Origin of the sequence: Pauljensenia sp. 20925_1_34 (assembly GCF_041432775.1) — a bacterium.
In the GTDB taxonomy this organism is placed as follows: Bacteria; Actinomycetota; Actinomycetes; order Actinomycetales; family Actinomycetaceae; genus Pauljensenia.
The window spans coordinates 17,271-35,733 of the sequence record NZ_JAPWAG010000025.1 but is presented as its reverse complement, the minus strand read 5'-3'; the positions used below and the strand labels follow the sequence as shown (position 1 = coordinate 35,733).

The window sequence follows — 18,463 nt, the reverse complement described above, 5'->3', positions numbered from 1 at the left end:
CAAACTCGAAGGGGCCAGCCTCACGACTGACCCCTTCGAGCATCCCATCAACACAGTGCAAGTCTCCCGATGCATTCCCTTTCCCGGATCGCTCCTGTAAGCGATTCCTTTAGCTTGATGACTACTAATGTAGAGCGCTCACCTGTGGGAAGCATTGAACGAACCTGATAGTTTCCTGTGAGTTTTTCATTCCTCGGTTCCGGCGCGCGCTCGCGCGCGTATCTCGAGCGACACTCCCATGGCGGTCGCGGACCCACTGACGACGACGCGGCAGTCGGTTCCGAGCACTTCGCAGGACTCGACGCTCACCCCATTCGCGGCTGCGACCTTGCTGGCGGCCTCGCAGGGGCGCGAGCCAACATCCTCCCAGGGAGCGGTCGCAGAGCGCTCGGCACCAGCCAACGCCGCCAGGTCCGCGACGGCTTGAAGCCGCACCGACGCGGTGCGAGCGCCGCCGACTCCCGCAAGGAGAATCGCGAGGGTGAGCGCCAAGGCTATGAGCCCGACGCTGTTGACCGTCCCGGACCCTTCCTCACCCATCCTCGCGGGAGCCTCGCCCGACCGTCTCACGGCAGGTCCGCCTCGTCGATGGTCGTGACCGCGCAGCGCGCCTGTCCCCCGATCCACCCGGCGGCGCCGCGGTAGGGGGCGGTTCCGGTGACGGTCACGAGTCCGTCTCCGCGCGCGACCGTGTAGGAGCCTTGGGGGTACGAGGCCGTGGCTGCCTCCTGCGGATTCCCTTCCCCGATCGATGCGGCGCGGGCACCTTCGCGTACGGCTTGGCACAGGGAGGATCCCGTCAGGCCTGCCTGGGCGGCTGCGGCGATGACGCCGACGACGAGGGTGACTGCGGCGAAACACACGGCGTGCTCGACGGTCACGTATCCGGCTTCGTCGCGTCTCATCGGGTGTTGAGCGCTTCCTGAATAACGGATTCGAGGGTTGAGCGCACCGCGTCCGATTTGAGGATCACGATGAGCAGCCCGGCGAATCCGGCGGCCGCGATGGTGCCGATCGCGTATTCGACGGTGGTTGCGCCTTCCTCGGGGTCGCCCGAGGAGGGGTCGTCCTTGGCCGCCTGGAGGCGTTGGGCGGCCTCGCGCAGGGTCCCCATGGCGGCGAGCTGCGCCCTGGTCGCGGCGCAGTCGATGCGTTCGATAATCGTCATTGATCTGTCCTTTCGTCGTGCGCGCGGGGTGCGCGCAGGGCCAGTGTGCGCGCCTCGCGTAGCCGCGTTCCAGGTGGATTTGTTCCCCTGTGGATAGCGGCGCGACACGAGGAGGGGCTGTGGATAAGTCGGATCGAGCGTGCCCCTGTGGATATCGAGTGACCAGGTCTGCGATGCCCCGACGAGCATCTCCCCAGCGTTGCACCACCTCCACCATCACCCCGATTGTGCGGTCGCCGCCGCGGAACCTCAGCACCCCGGTATCGTGGCGTCAGGGCCCCAACGCGCATCACCCCCACCTCTCGATCGTCCCCACGACGGCATGTCCCGCGCGACGCCGCCTACCCTGCGACGGTGCCCATGAGGTGCGCCAGGAGGGGCGCGATACCGAGGAGGAGGAACGCGGGCAGGAAGAACGCGCCGAGCGGGCCAACCAGGCGCACGGAGAGTTCTTCGGCGCGTGTCTTCGCGTCGACCAGGCGCGCGCGTCGCTCCCACGAGGCGCAGCGTGCGAGCATTCCTTCGGGCGCGGTGCCGGCGGTCCACGAGGCCTCGAGGGCGTCACGGAGCGGATCGGCCCACGCGGGCGCCTCCTCCCACGCTTGCTCCCACGTCGCCCCCAGGCGCAGGGAGGAGGCGGTCCACGCGAGGGGTTCCTGCGCGCAGGCGTCGGCGAGGGCGTCCAGGGCTCGGGGAATCGAGGCCCCGCACGCGAGGGCCGAGGCGATCAGGTCGCACGCCAGCGCCGCGTCCGTGTCGCCGCCGCCCGCATCCGCACGTCGACATCGGGCGAGAATGCGTCGGCACGAGGCGACGCCCGCCACCCACGCGAGAACGCCGAGGCTCGCGCAGACAACCCCCGGTGTGCCGCTCGTGTAGAAGCCCCACGGCGAGGCTCCGAGCGCCAGCGCGGCCGTGACACCCACGAGGGGCAGCCCCGCGAGCACGCGCGCGGACATGAGTGGCCCGGCGGAGGCGACGCGGCGGGCCTCCTCGACGGCCTGGGCGTCGTCGATCGCGTCCCCGATCGCGTCGAGGACGTCGGCCAGGGGCGCGCCGAGGCCGTGGCTGAATCGGCAGGCGACGACCACCGAGGCGGCGCTGGCCCGGGCGGCTGCCGCGTCCGGGCTGCGAGCGCGCGTCAGGAGGGAGCGCCACCGCGGCGGCTCGCGTGCCCACTCGTCGAGGGCGCGCGGATAAACGTCGTCGGTCCCGACCGCGCTGCCCACCCCGATGCGTTCCAGGGCTCGCTCCCACGCGGACGAGGCCGGGGCGCCGGCGCGCAGTCGCGTGGAGACCTCGGCGGCCAGGAGGGCGAGTTCGCGCGTTGAGGGAGGTCCCTGTGCGCGTCCTCGGTGGTGGGCAGCCTCGCCTCGGCGAGTGGAGGAGGCACAGCGCGAAAAAGCAGCGAAGCGAGCGCGGGGGCGCGGAGACGTCCCGCCCCGACCGGAAGCCCGACCGGGGACCTCACCGGAAGTCCGACCGGAAGCCTCACCGGGAGCACACTCGGGAGCCCGCCCAGTAGCCCGAACAGGAGCCCCGCGGGAGCCCGCCCAGGCGCGCACGACGCGGCGTTCCCGGCGTGCGCGCAGGAGCCGTGCGAGGATTCCTGCCGCAATCCGCGCCGCGCACACCGCGAGCGCGACGGCGACAAGGACGCAGAGCAGGCGGTGGCTCCCTGCTCCTTCGGCGAGGTTAACCGGTGCGAGGCCATCCCCGACTGGACCACCAGCTACCCACTCGCCCCACGATGGTGGAAGGACACGCGCAGCAAGCAGGCATGGCCGCCGCGCGCCGTCCCCGGCGGGGACCCCCGCCGACGCAATCCACACCCACCTCATAGCCCCGCCCGTTCGGCGAGGCCGGCCCAGGCCTCGTGCTCGATGACTCGCCCATCGGAGGTGACGCGAAGCGCGGGCGCGCACTCCAGGGGGCCGCGGTCCTTGATGAGGACGCCGACTTCACAGACCCAGCGCTGTCCTGACGGGGATCGTCGCATGTGCAGGACGGAGTCGAGGGCGGCGCAGGCCTGGGCGGCGAGCGCCGCCTCGCTCATGCCCGCGAGCGCGCCGAGTGCCGCGAGCCGGGCGGGCACGTCCGCCGCGCTGTTGGCGTGCAGGGTGGCCCAGCCGCCGTCATGCCCGGTATTGAGGGCGGTGAGGACGTCTCGCACTTCGGGGCCGCGGCATTCGCCCAGGACGAGCCGGTCGGGGCGCATGCGCATGGCCGCTCGCACGAGGTCGGGCAGGGTGATGGCGCCTCGGCCCTCGATGTTGGGTTTGCGTTCGACGAGGTGGACGCAGTGCGGGTGGGCGGGCGCGATCTCGGGGACTTCCTCGATGCACACGATCCGCTCGTCCGCCCCCACAAGCGAGAGCGCGGCACTGAGAAGGGTCGTTTTGCCGCTGCCGGTGGCCCCGGAGATGAGGACGTTCGCGCGCGCGGCGACGAGGCCTCGCAGGAGGGGGCCGACCGGGCCGGGCAGGGTGCCGCGCGCCTCGAGGTCGGCGACGCCCAGGCGGCGGGTGCCCAGCACGCGCAGGGAGATGAGGGTGCCCGAGCCGGACACGGGCGCGAGGACCGCGTGCAGGCGCACGCCGCCGGGCAGCGTTCCGTCGGCGATGGGGCTCGCGTCATCCAGGCGCACCCCGCACGCGCTGGCCATGCGGATCGCCGCGCGCCGGGCGTCGGCCTCGCCGCGGATGCCGACGTCGACGCGTGCCAGGCCCCCGCCGCGGTCAACCCACGCCTGGCCCCCATTAATAAGGACGTCGGTGACTCCGGGCGCCTCTATGACCGAGGCCAGGGCGGGGTTCATGCCGCGCGTCCTGGCCCTCAGGTCGTCGAGGGTGCGCGCGGCTTCGGAGGCCCCGCAGCCGGGCCGAGCGGCGCGCGAGACGGCGCGGGCGGGCGGGTCGCCACGCGCCAAGAACCGATGGGCGTCACGCATGGGAGGCCTCCAGCGCACGCAGCCAGTCGGGGCCCTCGGGCTCATCGAAGGAGGCGTTGACCCGTCCGCTCGTGCTCGCAGACCCGCACGCGTGTAGGGCTCGCAGTAGCGCGCGCAGGTCTCGCCCCCTGCGGGTGGGCGCGTGCAGGATGGGCGCGGGAGCGCACTCGACGAGGCCGGGGCTGCGCCGCGCTCGATCCCCGACCACGGCCGTGAGCGCGGGGACGGGGGCGGGAGCTATCGCCAGGGACGCGGCGACAGATGCAGCCCCCTCGATGTCACCGTGGGTCAGGAGGATGATGGCGTCGGCGCGTATCACCTCGGCGAGGCGAGCGGCCCGGGCGTCCCACCGGCCGGCGTCGACGATAAGCGGGGCCCCAATCGAACGGCACGCGCTCGCCACGCGCGGGTCATCGGCGCTGGCTCCCCCGCGACAGTCCCCGACAAGTGCCCGCACGCCGCCGATGACGGGCAGGTGGTCGCGCAGGGAGGGCAGGTAGGAGTCCTCGCTCGCCTCCAGATCCGCCCACCGCACGCCCGGCAGGTCGTGATCGCCGGACCCGGCAAAGCCCGGCACGGACCCGGAGGCGTCGATGACGACGGGGACGTCATCCGCAAGAGAATCTCGTTGCGCACCGCAGCTGTCCTCAGCACCGCTCCCTCTGTCGTCGGACAGCGACCGACCCGGCCCAGGCCTCGTCACCGGCAACACTCGCCCGAGCCACCCAGCGACGCGCCCCCACCACGGACGCCGCGCGCCGCTCCTGGCGAGCAGGCGCACGAGCGACGTGACCCCCACTCCCCCGGCGATCCCGGCCACCACCCAGACGGGACCGGATCGGGAGGAACGCCAGGAGGCCTCGGCGATAAGAGAGACGAGCAAGGCGGTGTCCCCGGGCAAGCTCACCTGCCCGCCCTTGCCGACGCGCACGCACGGAACCAGCGCGGGGACGGGCGCACCCGGGGCGGCGAGCACCAGGGCAGCGCGCAAGGGCTCGGAGCACGCACGTGCGCCCGCCAGCGTGAGGGCATCGCGGGCGTAAGACAGATCGGCAGAGGTCAAGCCCACGAGGGCGACCGGGCCGCGGACACATTCGACGATTGCGTTCATCCCTCAACGGTGCGCCGCCACACGCGCGAGCGTCTACCGGCACGCGCGCCCCTGTGGACAACGCCGACACGAAATGCCACCCTGTGCATAGAGCGGTCCGATGGCGGGCCCTGTGGATAATCCCGACGCTGGAGTAAACAAATGGTACGCGCGGCATTTTTTGACTTGGACAAGACGGTCCTGGATACCTCGTCGAACGTGGCGCTGTCGGGCCCCTTCATCGAGGCGGGCCTCATGAATCGCCGCACCGCGATCACCTCCTTCCTCGTGCAGCTGCCGTACCTCCTGTCGGGCGCGGACGAGTCACGCATGGAACAAATGGCCGAGGCCATGGGCCGCATGGCCCGCGGCTGGAACGCTGCGTTCCTGGAGGCGACCGTCGAGGACGCGCTCGAACGCACGATCGAACCGGTCTGTTACGCGCAGGCCCTGCGCCGCATCGCCTACCACAAGAGCATCGGCGAGGTCGTCGTCATCGCGTCGGCATCGGTGGAGCAGGTGGTGCGCCCGATCGCCAAGATGCTCGGCGCGGACGAGGTCCTGGCTTCCAAAGCCGCCACAGACGAGGACGGGTGCTTCACGGGCGAGGTCACGCACTTCAACCAGGCGCAGGGCAAGGCGGACGCCTGCGAGGCCCTGGCCCGCGCTCGCGGCTGGGACCTGTCGGAGTGCTCGGCGTATTCGGATTCGGTCTCAGACGCGCCGCTGTTGCGCCTGGTCGGGCACCCGTACGCGGTCAACCCGGACCGCGCCCTGCGCGAGATGGCCGAGCGCGAGGGCTGGCCGACCCTGACGTTCCTGTCCACTGTTCGGGTGCTGCCGCGCCGGGTGCCCACGCCCGCGAAGGTCGCCGTGCCGTTCATGGCCGGGGTGGCCGTGGGGGCGGCGGCCTGCGCGCTGCTGCGCCGCTAAGCGCCCCTACGAGAGCCTGCCCGCCTGCACGTGGCGGGCGACGTCGCGCCCGACCTGAGCGCCGTAGACGATCCCCGCGCAGTAGTGGGTGATCCACCGGGCCAGGCCGGCCTCGTCGGCGCTGACCCACCCGGCCAGGGCACGCCCCGCGCGCGCCGGGTCGAGCGCGTCGTAGGCGCCGGGCACACACACGCCGGTCGGGTCCACGCCCCGCATGACCAGGATCCACCGGGCCAGCCCCGCGCCGACGACGGACGAGGCCGGGGCGAAGACGCGCCGGAATCGGAAGTGGGCGGTGAGCGCGGCGGCGACGGCCAGGGCGGGTGCGTCGCAGCGCGCGTAGTCGAGCGCGGGCGCCAGCGCGGCGGGGTCGGTGGGCACGGCGAGCGCGCGAGGCTCAACGAGGCCGGCGGCGACCAACCCCGAACACGCGTCCCTGTGCAGTCCCGCGATGAGGGCGGGCAGGGGCGTGGGGGCCACGCGAGGCCCGCCCGGGGAGCGCGTGTTGAGGGCCGGGAAGCGCGAGGCGAGATTCCACTGGGAGCGCCAGATCCCCAGCGCGAGTGCGGCCCCCGGATCCGAGGCCGCTCCACCCGCGTCAGCCATGGACAGGGCGCGCACGTCGTCGACGGTGGTGCGCGCGCCCTCCACGATGGACAGGGCGGCGGCCTCTCGGACTGCAGCCTCGGCGCGTGCTTCCTCCCAGCCTCGGCGCAGGCCCTCGGCGAAGCGCAGATCCGCGAGGGCGGCGTGGGCCTCGTCCATGGCGGCGGCGACATCGGGGCGCACGGCGGCGGCGCGCAACACGGAGGGCGCGGGGTCGATGAGGGCTTCGATACTCACACCCCTACACTAGGGGCATGACGCTTTTGCAGCATCGAAACTTCTCCGCGCGCCTGCGCTCGGGCCTCTTCGCGTTCGTTTTCGCCCCCATTGCCCTGGTGTTCCTGGGCTCCTCGATGGTGGACGTGCAGGCGCTCGCAGCCGTCGGGCAGCCCCTGGCCTCGGTCGAAGGCCTCATTGGCCTGGCGCTGGCTTCCCTCCTCCTGGCGCTGATCGCGCTGAACTGCGAGGAGTCCAGCGTGGGCATGGTCGTCACCTTCGCGTGGTCGCTCGTCGTTGGTGCGGCACAGTTCCTGGGTGTCGCACGCATCCCCTTCCTCATGAAGTCCTCGGTCGAGCCCGACGACATGTTCGCCGGCGTCGTGTGGGGCCTGTATCCGGTGTGCCTGTCGCTGATGCTGGGCGCGTGCGCGCTGACGATTAAGTCGGTGCGCGTGCGTGCCGGTCAGACGACACGCATGCCGCTCGCGCGGGTACACCGCCACGCTTTCGGCACGACGATCGCGGTCCCTGCGGCGCTCGCCGTCGCGGTGCTGATCATCGCGGCGTCCCCCTCGGATACGACGAACGTGGCCGCGCTCGGGCTTGAGGGCGTCCTGGTGAGGCACGGGATGGGCCACGGATTGGCATTGTCGGCAGGCGTGGCCTTGGCCGTTCTGGTGGTCAGCGCCCGATGGTCGATTACGGGCGCGCAGCTGGCGACGTGGCTGATCCTGGTGCTGCCCAGCTATGTGATTCTTCCCGTGTGGGAGTCGCTGACCGGGAACGTGATTGTTCCGGGTTCGTCGATCCTGACGAAGGTGGCGCTGGCCTCGCCGATGCTGGCGGCCCTGGGTATGGCGACCGGGTGCGCGTCGCTGGGCATCCTGTGGGCGCGGCTGCGCGCGGTGCGCCGACTCGATTCGGTCGAGGATTCGACTCACATTGAGGGGCCTGCCGCGGTCTAATGCGCGCGCAGGGGCGCTTAAAACGTAATATGTGGGCAGATATAAGGAGGAAGCATGTCCGAGAACGAGTTTGACGTCCACCGCGACAACGAGAAGGATGCCCGCGACAACGTGGTCCTGACCGGCGAAGAGATTGAGCTGCCCGGTGACGGTTCCGACGCAGCGGCGATCATCGGTGAGGCCAGCGAGCCCATCAACACCGGCGAGATCGAGTCGGTGGCGATCGGCGGTTTGACGGGCCGCGTCCCTGGCGCCGCGCCGCTCAAGCCCACGATCGAGGACAAGATTTCCACGGGCGAGCTGCCCGTCGTCTCCGCGCCGAGCGTTCCCTCCGACGAGGCCGACGTCGCTTCCGCTTCCGAGGTTGAGCCTGTGGATACGTCCGTTGAGGCCCCCCAGGCGGACGCTGTCTCCGAGCATGAGGCCGACGCTGAGCCGGTCGCCGAGGAGCCTTCGGAGGTGGAGGCGCCCGCGGTTGAGGAAAGCGCGGTTGAGGAAAGCGCGGTTGAGGCAGCCGCCGAGGAGAGCGCCGTCGCGGAGCCCTCGCAGGTGGACGTTCCCACCGCCAAGGCACGCGTCATCGAGGAGCCCTCGCAGGTGGACGTTCCCACCGCCAAGGCTCACGTCATCGCAGAGCCTGCCGACGAGGCGCCCGTCGCCGAGGAGGAGTTCTCCTCGTCTGAGCCCGTGCGCTCCCCCATCATGACGCCCGCCCAGGCAGCGGCAGCCCTTGGCCTGAACCTGGACTCGGCGCGCGAGGATCGCGTTGAGCCGCAGGCAGCGGCACCCGTCGCCGCCGAGGAACCCGCCCCCATCGAGGACGCCCCCGAGCACTCCGCCGAGGCCTCGTCCCACGGCGACGAGCGCGCTTCCGCGGTCGGTGGCGCTGCCGCCGAGGCCGCCCCCTCGCTGCCCTCGCGCCGTTCCATGATTTTCGGCGACGACGAGCCCTTCTCTCCCTCCATCCCCGCGCTGAGCCCTGCCGCGCAGGAAGCGCGCGCCGCCGAGAGCGCGCAGGAGGCCGTGGACGAGGCGCAGGCCTCCTCCACTGTTGACGTGCCCACCAAGAAGCTGCCCAACTACACGGATGCGGAGGAGTCCGCCTACACCGACGTGCCCACGCGCAAGCTGTCCACACGCCTGGCTGAGCGCATGGCCACCACGCCCTCGTACTCCTTCGACGAGCAGGACGAGGCGAGCGCACAGAACGAGTCCGGCGATGGCGCTGCGGCCGCGGTCGGAGTTGCCGCGGCTGGAGCTGCCGCCGCGGCTGGCGCGTCGGCGCTGGCCGAGGAGGAGCGTCCCCAGCGCCGCTCTGTGCTGGGCACCGACGAGGATGATCGCGACGCCGCCACCCTGGCCGCGATCGCCAGCCAGGGCCGCGACCGCGGCGACAAGGCACCCGCTTCCCGGCTGGACGACGAGCTGTTTAGCGCCACGCCCGAGATCACCGAGATGCCCTCGCGCAGCGGCGCCCACTTCCTGTCGTTCCTCCTGTTCCTCATCCTCGTCCCGGTCGGCTGGTACCTGGCTGCCGACGCGGGCTCGCGCATGACGCTGTCCGAGGCCGCCCCCATGTTCACGGGCGTCGCCTCGATCCTGGCGCTCGGCGAGCTCCTCGGCGCGATCGTCATCACCGTGATCCTGTGCGCCACGGCGCGCCGCTCCTCGCTGGGCGCGTGGTTCATGGGCGTCATCACGCTGCTTGCGGGCCTGCCGTGGGTTCTTACTCCCGGCATCACGGCCTCGACCCTGCTGGATCCCCTCACGGTCCTGGCCAACACCAGCTCCCTCGGCTCGAACCTCGCACACCACCTGCAGGCCTCCGGCTACTCCGGCCGCTTCGCGCTGCTGGCCATCGTCCTGATGGGCCTGGGCTACGTGTCTCACTCCGCGCGCCGCAAGGGCCGCGCAGAGGAGGCGCTGCGTACCTCCATCGAGGCCATCAACCCGGCGGGCGCTTTCTACTCCAAGGGCGCGCGTAAGAAGGCCGCGAAGGATCTGAAGCGCAAGTGAACACCCTCATCCCCGCCAGCGCGATCGAGCTCGAGGGTCCGTGGACCCACCGGCACGTGAGCGCTGGCGGAGCTGCATTCCACGTCGCAGACATGGGCCAGGGCATGGACCATGCCCTGGTCTTGCTGCACGGTTTCCCCGAGCACTGGTGGTCCTGGCGCGAGGTCTTGCCCCTCTTGGCTGAGTCGACGTCGCGCGTGTTCGCCCTCGATTTACGAGGCTTTGGCACCTCAGACCTGACGCGCGGAGACTGCGATCTGCAACAGATGGCTCGCGACGTCATTGGCGTCGTGCGCGCGCTCGGCGTTGCCTCTTTCTCGGTGGCCGGGCTTGGCGTGGGCGGGAGTGTCGCGTGGATGATTGGCGCTTTAGCGCCGCTCGAACTTCGCTCGGTCGCCGTCCTGTCGGCACCCCACCCCCTGGGCACGCAGCCCGTCATCGGACGCGTCCCCTGGGCGGGCGGGCGCGTCCTCCAGGGTCGCCTCGCCCTGCCGACGGGCAGGGAACGTGCCCTGCGTTCCGGCTCGCTCGTGACGACCGTGTTCCGCGCGTGGGCCTCGCCCGGGTCCGTGGACGCTCTTGTTTCCCAGTCTGGCCCCTATCGCGCAGCGCTGCGGCGTCCGTTTGCCGCGCACACGGCGCTGCGTGGGCTGACCGCCACCCGATCGCTGTCCCGGGAACTGCGCCGCACCCTGGCTGAGCCGGTGCAGGTCCCCGTCCTATCTCTTGTCGGCCGCGATGACGGCGCGTGGTCCACCCTCGATCACGCAGCTGACGCGCAGTTTGTCGACGCACCCCTGACGCAGATTGTCATTCGCGAGGCCGGGCACTTTCTGGCCGAGGAAGCACCCTCCACAGTCGCTGACGCCCTGGCTGAGCACGTCGCAGCGCACGCAATTTAGCTTGTTTTTCATTAGACAGCTCACACAAATCCCAGAATGAAACATGTTTCATCTGATAGATAGGGCATAATGGTGTGATACGCGGTACCCCCTAGTGATCGGTCTAACGCATGGGACTCGCCGCGCAGCCTCAATCGGAACGCCCGAGCAATCGGGCACGAGCGGAAGGAGCTCCGCACCATGATCGGTGACGGCAACTTCATCAGCCAGGTGCCGCTGTTCGGTGGCCTTGATGATGCACAACAGGTGTCCCTCCAGCAGAAGATGGGTCACACGACCCTGCGCCGCGGAGAGACCCTCTTCGACGAAGGTGATCTCGGCGATCGCCTTTACATCGTGACCGAGGGTAAGGTCAAGCTCGGTCACACGTCGAGCGACGGCCGCGAGTCTCTGCTCGCCGTCCTCGGCCCCGGCGAGATCATCGGTGAGCTCACGCTCTTCGATCCGGGTCCGCGCTCGACCACCGCGACCGCCGTGTCTCCGGCGTCCCTCCTCTACCTCGAGCACGAGGATCTCATGCATGTGCTCGACACCAACCCCACGCTGGCCAAGCACATGCTGCGCGCCCTTGCGCAGCGCCTGCGCCGCACCAACGAGTCCCTCTCGGATCTCGTGTTCTCCGACGTCCCCGGCCGCGTCGCCAAGGCCCTTCTGGACCTGGCCGACCGCTTCGGCACCGCGACCGACAAGGGCGTCCACGTTCCCCACGACCTCACGCAGGAAGAGCTGGCCCAGCTGGTCGGCGCTTCTCGCGAGACCGTCAACAAGTCGCTCGCCGACTTCGTGTCGCGCGGTTGGATCCGCCTGGAGGGTCGCGCCGTGACGCTCCTCGACGTCGATCGCCTGGCGCGCCGCGCCCGCTGACCGCAGCCTACACAGGGTTGGGCCCGACACCTCACGGTGTCGGGCCCTCCGTGCGTCCACGGCGCGCTCACGCCACTTGAGGAAACAGGCGCTCAGTGTTATAGGACATCACGTGTGGGTCGGTGGTCAGTCCCAGGAGCGGCGGACGGATGTGCTCAGTTCAGGGGTGGCCTCATTGGCCCCAGGGGTGGCACCATCGGCCGGACAGGTGGATACCTGGGCCCTTCACTGCGCAGGTTAACCCCACAGGTGGTAGCCCAGGCAGGCCGCCCACACTGCCACCTATCGGGCCCAGCTGCGCAGGAACGGGTTACCACTACCAGTCAAGGGGCCCACGCGCACAGTCCCGGATAGGTGGCTGCTTGGGCCCCTTCATGCGCAGGTTAACCCCACAGGTGGTAGCCCAGGCAGGCCGCCCACACTGCCACCTATCGGGCCCAGCTGCGCAGGAACGAGTATGCGTGGCGGCAGCTGACAGGCCTACCACTCGCGGATAGGTTTCGCCTTCGCGGATAGGTTAGGCGCTTGCGGATAGGTTACGAAGCTATCCGCATGTTCATAAGCTATCCGCATGCTCGCTTCCTATCCACATTCGAGGGTAACAAGCTCAACCGCGGCCATTTACGGAGGCAATCAACGCAGGGGTGGTGCCATCGCCCACAGGGATGGCGGCATCATCCACGGGGGTGGCAGGATCGGCCGGACAGGTGGATGCCTGGGCCCCTTCATGCGCAGGTTAACCCCACAGGTGGTAGCCCAGGCAGGCCGCCCACACTGCCACCTATCGGTCCCAGCTGCGCAGGAACGGGTTACCACTACCAGTAAAAGGGCCCACCGACCCACGCGCGCACAGTCCGGGGCCCGCGCGCAGAATCACGGGGTTAATGTACAGACGCTGCCCACACGAAGACGAGAGCAGATGCCACCACCTTCTATACCGACTTTCCCGCACCAGAAAGCCAAAAAGTTGCACTACCAGCAACACGCAGTGTCCTATAACCCGGCGCTCACGGCGTTGAGCCGGAAACAGACGAGGCCGTGGCCCGCTCACGCACGAATGTGCGCACAGCCAGCCACGGCCTCGTCCCTACTGACGCACTGTCAGTTGTGAGCTACTTGATCAGCCCTCGATAGGGCGCTTCAGGTAGGCGACCAGGTTCTCACCGCCCGTCGGTCCCGGGATCACCTGGACGAGTTCCCACCCGTCGGCACCCCACTGGTCAAGGATTGCTTTCGTCGCATGCGTGAGCAGCGGAATCGTTGCGTATTCCCATTTAGTCATGAGCTCATCCTACCTGCCATCTGGGGGCGAACGTACGACAAGACCTTGGGGACGTGCGGACTGCGCAACTCCCGAGCCAGCGTATCGTCCGACGAGCGAAGCCACGTCAGCCAATCCTCCGCATGGGGATAATGACGCAAGATCGCGCGACGCTCCCGCTCTGTCAAGCCGCCCCACACGCCGTAGTTGGCCTCGGACTGGAGGGCGTCAGCCAAACATTCAAGGCGCACCTCGCACTCGTAGCAGCGCAGGCGAACCTGACGCTGCGAAGCACCCTGTACGAAGAGCGCGTCCGGCTCAATGGACGCACACAAGGCGCGCGCGACCCAGCTTTGGTCGTCGCCGTGGGTTGCCATCGAAGATCTCCACTTCACTCTACTCTGAGCCCTACATGTGACCATACACACATACCATTGTGGGTGCAAACGGTGCGACTAGCCATTAAAGCGATAACAGGTGACCGATCAGGCAATTGTCACGCGCCACCAGCTGTCAGATGAGCGATGCTGCACGTAAGCTAGGACCATGTCGCACTCTCACTCCCGTGCTGTCCGGCCCACCCAGCTGTTCGCCCTCCTCTTGGCGTTCCTGAGCGTTTCCGCGCTCATGGGCGTCGTCGGGGCGGGCATGCTCGTGCCCGTCGCTGGCCCCACCGCGCTGGTGGCGAAGTCCGCCCCCTCCGTGTTCAACGAACTGCCTGGAGACCTTCAGACGGTCGCTCCAGCGGAAGAATCGCAGCTCCTGGACTCGTCGGGCGCCGTGATCGCGCACTTCTACGACAAGCAGCGCATCGTCGTTCCTAGCGCGAACATCTCCGACGTCATGAAGAAGGCGATCATCGCGATCGAGGACAAGCGCTTCTACGAGCACAACGGTGTTGACGCCACCGGCATCGCCCGTGCGCTCGTGACGAACCTGGGAGATTCTGGCCGCCAGGGCGCTTCGACGATCACGCAGCAGTACGTGCGTAACTCGCTGGCTGAGCGCGGTTACCTTGAGGGCGACGCCGACCAGGTCAGCGCCGCAACCGAGCAGACCACCGAGCGTAAGCTGCGCGAGATCAAGTACGCGCTGGCCCTGGAAAAGACTCAGTCCAAGGACGAGATCCTCACGGGCTACCTGAACATCGCCCCCTTCGGCCCCATCACCTACGGCGTGGAGGCCGCCTCGCAGCGCTACTTCTCCAAGTCGGCCTCCGAGCTGAACTACCTGGAGTCCGCGCTCCTCGCGGGCCTCGTGCAGTCGCCCGTCCAGTACGATCCCCTCGCCCACCCGGACGCCGCCAAGGAACGCCGCGACACGGTCCTGGCCGCCATGCTTGAGCAGGGTGTCATCACGCAGGAAGAGTACGACGAGGGCACCGCGACGACGATCGAATCGATGCTGCACCCGAGCATCTCCTCGGAGGGCTGCTCCGGCGCAGAGTCGTCCAAGGCCTACTTCTGCGACTACGTCCTGGCCCAGTTCCTGGAGGACCCGACCTTCGGTGAGACTCGCACCGAGCGCGAGCGCATGCTCAAGACTCAGGGCATCACGATCCGCACCACGATGGATCCCACGATGCAGGACGCCGCGTACTCCTCGTTGACGAACACGATTCCCGTGGGTGACCCCTCGGGCTTGAACGACGCCCTGGTGTCGCTCGACCCGCGCTCCGGCCGTGTCCTGTCGATGGCACAGAACACGACCTACGGCATCGAGACCGGCGAGACGATGTCGAACTACTCGGCCGACGGCAACTTCCAGGTCGGCTCGACCTTCAAGGTCTTCATCCTGCTCGAGTGGTTCAAGGAGGGCCACTCCGCCTACGAGACGGTCGGTTCGGCGAACACCTTCTACCCGAACGGCGCCTTCAAGTGCGACGGCCGCCCCATCACGACCGAGGGCTACCAGGTCAACGACCTCGCGGGTAAGACCGGCACCATGAACGTCGTGCGCGCCACCGGCCAGTCCGTCAACCAAGCCTTCGTGAACATGGCATCCCGCGTCGACTTCTGCTCGATCTTCGACACGGCCTACGACTTGGGCATCACCGAGGACGGCGAGGTTCCCTCCCCCTACCCGGCCAACATCCTCGGCTCCGTGTCCGCCTCACCGCTCCAGATGGCGTCCGTGTTCGCGGCGATCGCCAACTCCGGCCAGCAGTGCACGCCGCAGTCCATCGAGTCCGTGACTGACCGCGACGAGAACGTCCTCAAGGAGTTTTCCGCGGACTGCAAGGAGGTCATCTCCCCCGACATCGCCAACAAGACAGCGGCCCTGCTGACCGCGTCCGCCGGCCAGTACTACACGTCCACGCGCCTGGGCGACGGGCGCCCCTTCGCCGCGAAGTCGGGCACCACCGACGGCCACGCCAACACGTGGCTGACGGGCTTCACCCCCTCGATCGTGACGTCCGCGTGGGTGGGCCACGGCGCGAACTCCTCGCAGGAAGTCGGCGCTGTGACCATCAACGGCAAGTACTACGGCGAGATTTACGGTGAGACCTTCGTCGGCCAGAACATTTGGGCGCCCTACATGACGCAGGTCCTCGCCGGCACGCCCGTCGAGAACGTCTCCAGCGCGAACATCGGCGCCGCCACGACCCGCTCGAACCCGACTCCGAACCCCGCGCCCTCGGCCACGAGCAGCGGCAACTGATATGGCTTCCACGTTCACGACTGTCACCGCCTCGTCCCCTCGACGAGGCCGTGACCTCCTGCGCACTACGGGCGCGGTCATTGGGGGGCTGGGGCTCGCGGGGATTGCGGCGGGCGGAGCGGCGCTGGCGTGGGGTTCGGTTGAGCGCACCATGCCAACCTTGCGGCGTTATGACGTGCCGGTTGAGCGCGACGTTCCCGAGGTGACGATCCTCCAGATCGCCGACCTGCACCTCTTTGCGGGGCAGGAGTTCCTGCTGCGATTCCTCTCGGATGTTGCGTCCTCTGAGCGATTCGACATGGTTGTGGCGACGGGCGACAACTTCGGGTCCATCGACGGACTCGAGTTGGTGATGGACGCCTACCGCCCATTCCTGTCGTATCCGGGTGCCTTCGTCCTGGGGTCGAACGACTACTATTCGCCCATCGCGAAGCGGTGGAGCCGCTACCTGTCTCGATCAAAGCCCCACCCCGCGCGTGTGGTTCCTGACCTGCCGTACCTGCCGATGGTCCGCCATATGCGCAACGCCGGGTGGGTCGATCTGTCGAATGCGTCCGGCACGCTGTCGCTGCCCGGAGGGACCGTTTCTCTTCTGGGCACCGACGATGCGCATATTCAGCGTGACCGCCTGGTCGCCCCGGCCTCGTCGTGGAGCGAACCCGGGGCTCTGCGACTGGGGGTGACGCACGCGCCCTACACGCGCGTCGTCAATGCGCTCACCGGCGACGGGGCAGATCTGATCCTCGCTGGCCACACGCACGGCGGCCAGATCGGGATCCCGGGCGTGGGTGCGATCATCACAAACTGCGATATTTCGCGGCGCTACGCCAAGGGCCTGAACCGGTGGGAGGCGCCCGACGGCTCCTCGACGTGGCTGCACGTTTCCGCGGGCCTGGGGACGTCGCCCTACGCCAAGGTGCGTATCGCGACGCGGCCCGAGGCCTCCCTCATCCACGTGCATCCCGCGTAGCGGGCGCTGCGAGGGACAGCCAACAGCCACGCAACTGCGACGTGGCACACACTTCCCTCCGCTGATTCATCTCGGTTTGGGATTTTCGGCGAGGTATGGCTATACTCGTACGGCACCGGGGTGTGGCGCAGCTTGGTAGCGCGCTTCGTTCGGGACGAAGAGGCCGTGGGTTCAAATCCCGCCACCCCGACGGTGAGTCGCCGGGACCGCAAGGTCCCGGCGATTTTATATGCGCATCGTCGAATCAACTGCCAGCTTGGATGCAAAGGGCGGGAACGATAGAGAGCAGCGATCCTACCCATCATCAGCACGGCCGCCGAGGCCCCGCGCGAACACGGCAACCACGTCCACAATGTAGAGGCCTGCGACACAAATCTCTTCCACGTCATAAGCTTTGAGTGCATCCATTCTTACGACATCTAGGAGCACCCATGAAGCGTCGTCTTACTGCCGCCGCTCTCGTCCTCATTTTCCCGCTGAGCATGGCTGCCTGCGGGTCCCAGTCCACGGCTGACGCCTGCAAGGAAATCTCGACGGCACGCACCTCCGTTCACCAGTACTCGGCCGAACACTCGATTCTGGACATGCCTTTCGACGAAGTCCCAGATCATCTGAAGAAGCTGCTGGACATGTACAGGGACGCCGGCAAGAAGGTCAGCAACAAGGAAGTCAAGGCTGCCTTCAACGACGTCCTCAAGGACCTCGACAAGCACGTTGAATTCTACAGGGACGACACTCCTACCACGTCGCCGGAATACGAGCAGAATGAGCAAGACATCGACGACCACGGAAAGGTACTGAAGAACCTCTGCGGGTTTACCTTGGACTGGTGAGCAGTTGCTGACGCGCACACCATGCCGGGAGGGGTGCCCGAGGTGGGTTAACCCCTCCCCGTGCCAGCCAGCAGGAGTACGCCGATTTCCTGACAAAGATGACTGGCATCTACAAGGAATCCGCACAGAAGGTCACCAACAAGGACGTGAAGACTGCCTTCACAGACGTCCTCGACGACCTCGACAAGCTGATTGACCTACTGAATACCGACGAAAACGCGAGCGCGTCACCCGATTATGAGTCTATTCAGGACAGCATGGACACCCACGGGGAGGCACTGAACAACCTCTGCGGCTTCACGTGGGACAGGTAACCCAACGCTGGTAAGAGGCTCACTCGGGGAAGACTCCACCGAGCAGCCCCTTGAGCGACACCGCACAGAGTGGTGCCACGGATCACCCAGTAACCACCCCACAAATTGTTTTCAACCGATAGACTTTCAGCGTACAGATCATCACGACACATAGGAGCACTCCCATGAAGCGTCGCATCATCGCCGCTGCCCTCGTCCTCGTCTTCCCATTCAGCATGGCCGCCTGCAGCTCGCAGTCCAAGGCTGCCGCCTGCAAGGAGATCGAGAAGGCCCGCGACGCTGCCCTCGCCGAGACGCAGAAGGGCAAGGACATCGACTACACCGACGAGAAGGCTCTCAAGGACCAGTTCAAGAAGATCACCGACGTCTACAAGAAATCGCTGAAGAAGGTCAAGAACAAGAAGGTCAAGAAGGCATACAAGGCTGTGCTCGATGACCTCGACAAGTACGTCGACCTGCTGACCAACTCGTCCTTGTCCAACTCCTCTGATCTCGAGACTGTCAGGGACGATCTCACCAAGCACGGCGAAGAGCTGAACAATCTCTGCGGTTTCAAATGGGACAAGTGACGCCTCGCTAGTACCATCCACACCGTGAGGAGGGAGCCCCAGTGGCTCCCTCCTTTCGCATCCTGACCCAGTGCGGGCAGCGCCCCTGGCCCACACTTCTTCATGACGATAGACTTTTCAGGCGTTCATCGTCACACATCAA

The 18,463-nt window shown here is 67.9% G+C and carries 19 protein-coding genes and 1 tRNA gene; 11 read left to right on the top strand and 9 right to left on the bottom strand.

Translation table 11 applies throughout. The features are described from left to right. Positions 1 to 186 precede the first annotated feature (186 nt). From O3669_RS08860 to O3669_RS08835, 6 genes are all read right to left on the bottom strand, one after another. Positions 187 to 540 carry an Rv3654c family TadE-like protein gene (locus O3669_RS08860; protein WP_371524421.1) on the bottom strand — a complete coding sequence of 118 codons (354 nt, stop codon included), beginning with the start codon at positions 538 to 540 and terminating at the stop codon, positions 187 to 189. A 26-nt stretch (positions 541 to 566) separates the two neighbouring features. Further along, positions 567 to 905, bottom strand: coding sequence for a TadE/TadG family type IV pilus assembly protein (locus tag O3669_RS08855; RefSeq protein WP_295966840.1), 339 nt, complete (start codon positions 903 to 905; stop codon positions 567 to 569). Further along, the gene (locus O3669_RS08850; protein ID WP_295918244.1) at positions 902 to 1,168 is read right to left on the bottom strand and encodes a DUF4244 domain-containing protein; all 267 of its coding nucleotides are present in this window, start codon (positions 1,166 to 1,168) and stop codon (positions 902 to 904) included. The genes O3669_RS08855 and O3669_RS08850 overlap by 4 nt, the downstream gene beginning before the upstream one ends. Positions 1,169 to 1,509: 341 nt before the next feature. After that, positions 1,510 to 2,733 carry a type II secretion system F family protein gene (locus tag O3669_RS08845; protein WP_371524420.1) on the bottom strand — a complete coding sequence of 408 codons (1,224 nt, stop codon included), beginning with the start codon at positions 2,731 to 2,733 and terminating at the stop codon, positions 1,510 to 1,512. 272 nt (positions 2,734 to 3,005) lie between these two features. After that, positions 3,006 to 4,118, bottom strand: a complete 1,113-nt coding sequence (locus O3669_RS08840; protein ID WP_371524419.1) for a TadA family conjugal transfer-associated ATPase — start codon at positions 4,116 to 4,118, stop codon at positions 3,006 to 3,008. Next, complete coding sequence (locus tag O3669_RS08835) at positions 4,111 to 5,229, bottom strand: hypothetical protein (protein ID WP_371524418.1); 1,119 nt, start codon at positions 5,227 to 5,229, stop codon at positions 4,111 to 4,113. Before O3669_RS08835 ends, O3669_RS08840 begins: the two co-directional genes overlap by 8 nt. A gap of 141 nt (positions 5,230 to 5,370) precedes the next feature. Here O3669_RS08835 and O3669_RS08830 point away from each other — a divergent pair, with 141 nt between their 5' ends. Next, a complete protein-coding gene (locus tag O3669_RS08830; protein WP_371524417.1) occupies positions 5,371 to 6,141 on the top strand; it encodes an HAD family hydrolase in 771 nt (256 codons plus the stop codon). A gap of 6 nt (positions 6,142 to 6,147) precedes the next feature. Here O3669_RS08830 and O3669_RS08825 read toward each other — a convergent pair whose 3' ends face one another. Next, a complete protein-coding gene (locus O3669_RS08825; protein ID WP_371524416.1) occupies positions 6,148 to 6,984 on the bottom strand; it encodes a hypothetical protein in 837 nt (278 codons plus the stop codon). Positions 6,985 to 7,001: 17 nt separating this feature from the next. Between O3669_RS08825 and O3669_RS08820 the strand changes: the two genes are divergently transcribed. From O3669_RS08820 to O3669_RS08805, 4 genes are all read left to right on the top strand, one after another. After that, positions 7,002 to 7,931, top strand: coding sequence for a hypothetical protein (locus O3669_RS08820; RefSeq protein ID WP_371524415.1), 930 nt, complete (start codon positions 7,002 to 7,004; stop codon positions 7,929 to 7,931). Positions 7,932 to 7,985: 54 nt separating this feature from the next. Continuing rightward, the gene (locus tag O3669_RS08815) at positions 7,986 to 9,947 is read left to right on the top strand and encodes a hypothetical protein (protein WP_371524414.1); all 1,962 of its coding nucleotides are present in this window, start codon (positions 7,986 to 7,988) and stop codon (positions 9,945 to 9,947) included. Continuing rightward, entirely contained in the window at positions 9,944 to 10,849 is a 906-nt protein-coding gene (locus tag O3669_RS08810; RefSeq protein WP_371524413.1) for an alpha/beta fold hydrolase, read from the top strand. Before O3669_RS08815 ends, O3669_RS08810 begins: the two co-directional genes overlap by 4 nt. 180 nt (positions 10,850 to 11,029) lie before the next feature. After that, complete coding sequence (locus O3669_RS08805; RefSeq protein ID WP_003791132.1) at positions 11,030 to 11,713, top strand: Crp/Fnr family transcriptional regulator; 684 nt, start codon at positions 11,030 to 11,032, stop codon at positions 11,711 to 11,713. A 1,120-nt stretch (positions 11,714 to 12,833) separates the two neighbouring features. Here O3669_RS08805 and O3669_RS08800 read toward each other — a convergent pair. Further along, entirely contained in the window at positions 12,834 to 12,995 is a 162-nt protein-coding gene (locus O3669_RS08800; protein ID WP_295918277.1) for a DUF4177 domain-containing protein, read from the bottom strand. After that, positions 12,992 to 13,351 carry a WhiB family transcriptional regulator gene (locus O3669_RS08795; protein ID WP_295918279.1) on the bottom strand — a complete coding sequence of 120 codons (360 nt, stop codon included), beginning with the start codon at positions 13,349 to 13,351 and terminating at the stop codon, positions 12,992 to 12,994. The genes O3669_RS08800 and O3669_RS08795 overlap by 4 nt, the downstream gene beginning before the upstream one ends. Positions 13,352 to 13,520: 169 nt before the next feature. On the opposite strand from O3669_RS08795, the gene O3669_RS08790 reads away from it, so the two are divergent. The 6 genes from O3669_RS08790 (at position 13,521) to O3669_RS08765 (ending at position 18,321) form a co-directional block, all read left to right on the top strand. Continuing rightward, positions 13,521 to 15,635: a transglycosylase domain-containing protein gene (locus tag O3669_RS08790; RefSeq protein ID WP_314768865.1), complete on the top strand. Its 2,115-nt coding sequence runs from the start codon at positions 13,521 to 13,523 to the stop codon at positions 15,633 to 15,635. 1 nt (position 15,636) lies between these two features. After that, a complete protein-coding gene (locus tag O3669_RS08785) occupies positions 15,637 to 16,605 on the top strand; it encodes a metallophosphoesterase (RefSeq protein WP_371524412.1) in 969 nt (322 codons plus the stop codon). 116 nt (positions 16,606 to 16,721) lie between these two features. Beyond that, positions 16,722 to 16,795 (top strand) — tRNA-Pro (locus O3669_RS08780). 241 nt (positions 16,796 to 17,036) lie between these two features. Continuing rightward, the gene (locus tag O3669_RS08775) at positions 17,037 to 17,438 is read left to right on the top strand and encodes a hypothetical protein (RefSeq protein WP_315284202.1); all 402 of its coding nucleotides are present in this window, start codon (positions 17,037 to 17,039) and stop codon (positions 17,436 to 17,438) included. A 98-nt stretch (positions 17,439 to 17,536) separates the two neighbouring features. Next, positions 17,537 to 17,752: a hypothetical protein gene (locus O3669_RS08770; RefSeq protein ID WP_371524411.1), complete on the top strand. Its 216-nt coding sequence runs from the start codon at positions 17,537 to 17,539 to the stop codon at positions 17,750 to 17,752. A gap of 164 nt (positions 17,753 to 17,916) precedes the next feature. Continuing rightward, on the top strand, positions 17,917 to 18,321 hold the full coding sequence (locus O3669_RS08765) for a hypothetical protein (protein ID WP_314768873.1): 405 nt from the start codon (positions 17,917 to 17,919) through the stop codon (positions 18,319 to 18,321). Positions 18,322 to 18,463 lie beyond the last annotated feature (142 nt).